Annotated in this window: 5 protein-coding genes; 1 reads left to right on the top strand and 4 read right to left on the bottom strand. The window is 66.1% G+C overall.

Annotated features, from left to right (window positions below; translation table 11 throughout):
- A partial coding sequence (locus tag GXZ33_RS12140) for an alpha-isopropylmalate synthase regulatory domain-containing protein (protein ID WP_291341468.1) occupies window positions 1-347 on the top strand: 347 nt, incomplete at its 5' end.
- An 84-nt stretch (window positions 348-431) separates the two neighbouring features.
- Here GXZ33_RS12140 and GXZ33_RS12135 read toward each other — a convergent pair.
- From GXZ33_RS12135 to GXZ33_RS12675, 4 genes are all read right to left on the bottom strand, one after another.
- Window positions 432-1190: a SpaA isopeptide-forming pilin-related protein gene (locus GXZ33_RS12135; RefSeq protein WP_291341467.1), complete on the bottom strand. Its 759-nt coding sequence runs from the start codon at window positions 1188-1190 to the stop codon at window positions 432-434.
- A gap of 2 nt (window positions 1191-1192) precedes the next feature.
- A complete protein-coding gene (locus tag GXZ33_RS12130) occupies window positions 1193-2110 on the bottom strand; it encodes a class C sortase (protein ID WP_291341465.1) in 918 nt (305 codons plus the stop codon).
- 14 nt (window positions 2111-2124) lie between these two features.
- Window positions 2125-3021: a class C sortase gene (locus GXZ33_RS12125; protein ID WP_291341463.1), complete on the bottom strand. Its 897-nt coding sequence runs from the start codon at window positions 3019-3021 to the stop codon at window positions 2125-2127.
- Between the two features lie 171 nt (window positions 3022-3192).
- Window positions 3193-3333 carry an LPXTG cell wall anchor domain-containing protein gene (locus GXZ33_RS12675; RefSeq protein WP_363237375.1) on the bottom strand — a complete coding sequence of 47 codons (141 nt, stop codon included), beginning with the start codon at window positions 3331-3333 and terminating at the stop codon, window positions 3193-3195.
- Window positions 3334-3356: the final 23 nt, after the last annotated feature.

The raw sequence follows: 3356 nt of genomic DNA, 5'->3' as shown, positions 1-3356 counted from the left end.
TCGTCAACGCCGAGACCGACGCCGACGAGGTCACCGTCACCGCCACCGTCATCCACGAGGGCTCCGAGAAGGAGATCACCGGTACCGGCAACGGCCCTGTCGCCGCCTACGCCAACGCCCTCGAGCAGCTGGGCATCGACGCCGAGGTCCAGTTCTACTCGCAGCAGGCCCGCTCCTCCGGCGATGACGCCGAGGCCGCCTGCTACATCTACGCCACGGTCAACGGTTCCGCCGCCTGGGGTGTGGGCATCGCAGGTTCCATCACCCGCGCCTCCATCAAGGCCCTGACCTCCGCGGTCAACCGCGCCCTGGCCAGCAAGGTCTCCGTCCTGGCAGGCGGGGTCTAAACAGCCGATGAGAAGAAGGGGAGTGCGCAACTGCGCACTCCCCTTCTTTCTCCTGCTTATCGACGCCCCGTCAGCGCCCCTCTCCTACGCGCGATGACGGCGCCGAATGAGGAAAGTACCTCCACCAATGAGGAAGAGGCCCGCCGCAACGAGCCACACGACGTTGGCGCCGGTCATGGGCAGGCCCTTCCGGGGGGTGCCCCTCTCCGGGGCGTCGGTCTCCACCGGCGGCTGTTCCGTTGCCGGAGGCTGATCCGGGACCGGGGTCTGACCCGGGGTCGAGGAACCGCCACCAGGGATCGGAACCGGGATCGGGATGACGATGAGGCCGTTGGCCTTGGTCCGCACGGTGACCGCGTAGTCCCACGCGGTACCGTCGGTGTTGCCGGTCGGCAGGGTGATGAGGAACTCCGGGGAGTTCCCGCTCTCCGAGACGAGGTAGAGGCCGATGGGCAGGTTGTAGATGCTGGCCACGCCCTCGGAGTCCGTCACGGCGGTGTGCGCGGGGCCCAGGCCGCGCGCCTTCGCCTCGTCGACGGTCATGTTCCGGGCCAGCTCCCAGCCCTCGTCGGTGGTGAGGTCGACATCGTTGATGCGACGGACGGTGAAGGTGATGCCCTCGACCGAGGCCCCACCGTCCAAGGGATTGGTCTTCGTCTTGATGAGGGTGAGGTTGACCACCCGGTTGGCGTCGATCTCGGAGACCGCCTGGGTGCTCACCGTTCCGGTCACGGTACGGATGTCAGCGAGGGCAGCCGGTGCCGACCCCAGAGTCAGCGCTGCCGTCACGGCCACCGCGGCGGCCGTACGACCGATCCAGTGTCGATTATTCTTCAGGGTCATATTCACAGCGACTCCTCCTGAGAGTCTTGTTTCGCGGCTGCCCGCCGCTGACGCAGCGACCGGGCTCCACTTACCAGTAATGCAATGAGAACTAGGGCGATGACGCCCACCAGCACATACATCCACCATTCCCAGATGGCACGGTCCCGGGTGATCTGGGCGGCATCCGCCTCATCCATGGGCACCCGGTGAGCGGTGACCAGAAGTCGGTGGGTGTTGATGCCGTAAGGCGTGCACGTGATCAGCGTGACCAGGTCCTGCCCCGCCACCGGCCGCAGAGAATCCGTCTCATGCGGCAGCACGACATTGATGTCGCTGACCTCGTATTTGAGGTGTTCGCCGGCCACCGAGACGTAGAGTGCGTCACCGTGGTCAAGACGATCGAGATTGTCGAAGAGCGTGGCCTCCGGAATGCCGGTGTGCCCGGTGAGCAGAGCGTGGGTCCCTTCGCCCCCCACTGGGAGGTGGCTGCCGTAGAGATGCCCCACGCCACTGCGCAGAACCCGTTCCGACGTCCCGTGGAACACGGGCAGATCCACGTCGATGGCCGGCACGACGAGGCGTGCCATGGCCGTCTGGGAGGACAGTTCATCCAGGTAACCCTGGTAGTCTACGTTGTCCTCGGAGACCCGGTTGAGCCAGGGGTCCAGGATCGGGCCGCCCGCCTGCGCGGAGTTGTAGTGCCGCGCCGAGTTGAGGAACCCCTGCAGCTCCGCAGGGCTGCTGTTCTGATTCTCCGCCTCGAACTGGCGGCTGACGATCAGCTGCTGGTTGTTGTTCCAGTGGCTGACAGCCACCGGATACGCCAGCACCAGCATGCCGGCCAGCGCACACAGGACGGGGAAGAGAGTGAGCAGACGGCGGCCCAGACGGGCCGGGCCACTGCCCGCCGTCTTGTGACTCACCTGAATCTGCGTCATCGTCTCTCCCCCCTTCACCGTGCGTGCGTCGCCGCGGAGCGTCGAGAAGCAATCGCCCGGAACACCACGAACAGCCACACCAGCAGCGCACCGCCGACACCCAGTGCCCACCAGGGGAAGGACACTGCGGTGCGCAGCGACACCGAGGGATCCTCGACCGGATCGGCGATGCGCTCGGCCTGCACGATCAGTCGGTGGGTGTTGATGCCGATGGGAGTGCAGGTGACCAGCGTGACCAGGTCCCGGCCCTCCACCACCCCGAGGCTCGAGATGTCCGTGGGCTCCACCGTGTCGATGTGGTTCACCTGGTAGGTCATGGACCGTCCGAGGGTGTTGACCTCGAAGGTGTCCCCCAGCTCCAGATCGAAGAGATCATTGAACAGCTTCGACTCCGGAAGCCCGGAATGCCCGGTGAGCACCGGGTGGGTACCCGGACCACCGATGGGCATCGAGGAACCGTAGAGGTGCCCGACACCCTTGCGCAACGTGTCATCGGTGGCACCGTGGAAGATCGGCAGCTCCACGTCGATCTCGGGGATGGAGATGCGCGACATCACGCCACGGTCGTCGAAGGCCAGCTGATCCAGATAAGCCAGCGCGGCCTCGTCCAGGTCAGCGGCCTGCCCGTCGGGGGTGTTGCTGAAGGGATCGACGATGAGCCCGTTGACCAGGGTGCCGTTGTACACCTCCGCCTTCTCGAACCACTCGAGACGCTCCGCAGTGGGGATCGACTCGATGCGCTCAACGTATGCGTTGACTGTGCCGCGCTCGCGGAGCTCGGACACCCAGCTGGCTGCGGCAGGGTAGAGCAGCACCAGCACACCGAGCAGCGCGATGGTGGTGACGATGATGCGGTCCCGATGGTATGAACGCCGGGGGCGGGTCACCGGGGCGGTGTCGAGATGGGTCACAGTGGTGGCTCTTGTCCTTGCAGCAGGGGCAGTAGCGGAGTGGTGGAGATCAGGGGAAAGGAAGGGAGGCGGTGAGAGGTCACCCCCACCGCCATCCGTTCCTCAGTCACCGGCGGGCTGTGGCAGCCCCGCCGGCAACCTGTTCATCGTGGGCGTCACGCCGGGATGGAGCTAGTTCTGGCGACGCTGGCGGATGAGGAGGTAGCTGGCGCCGGCCAGGGCCAGCAGGGCCAGACCTGCGATGGAGAAGCCCATGGTGCCGATGCCACCGGTCAGAGGCAGCTCGAAGGGCGGCTGCTGGACGTTGTCGATGGTGTAGACGTTCGGGGAGGCGA

It is taken from the genome of Corynebacterium sp. (assembly GCF_012838985.1).
Classification (GTDB): domain Bacteria; phylum Actinomycetota; class Actinomycetes; order Mycobacteriales; family Mycobacteriaceae; genus Corynebacterium.
Note: the sequence above shows the minus strand (reverse complement) of the source record. Positions and strands in the feature narration are given on the sequence as shown.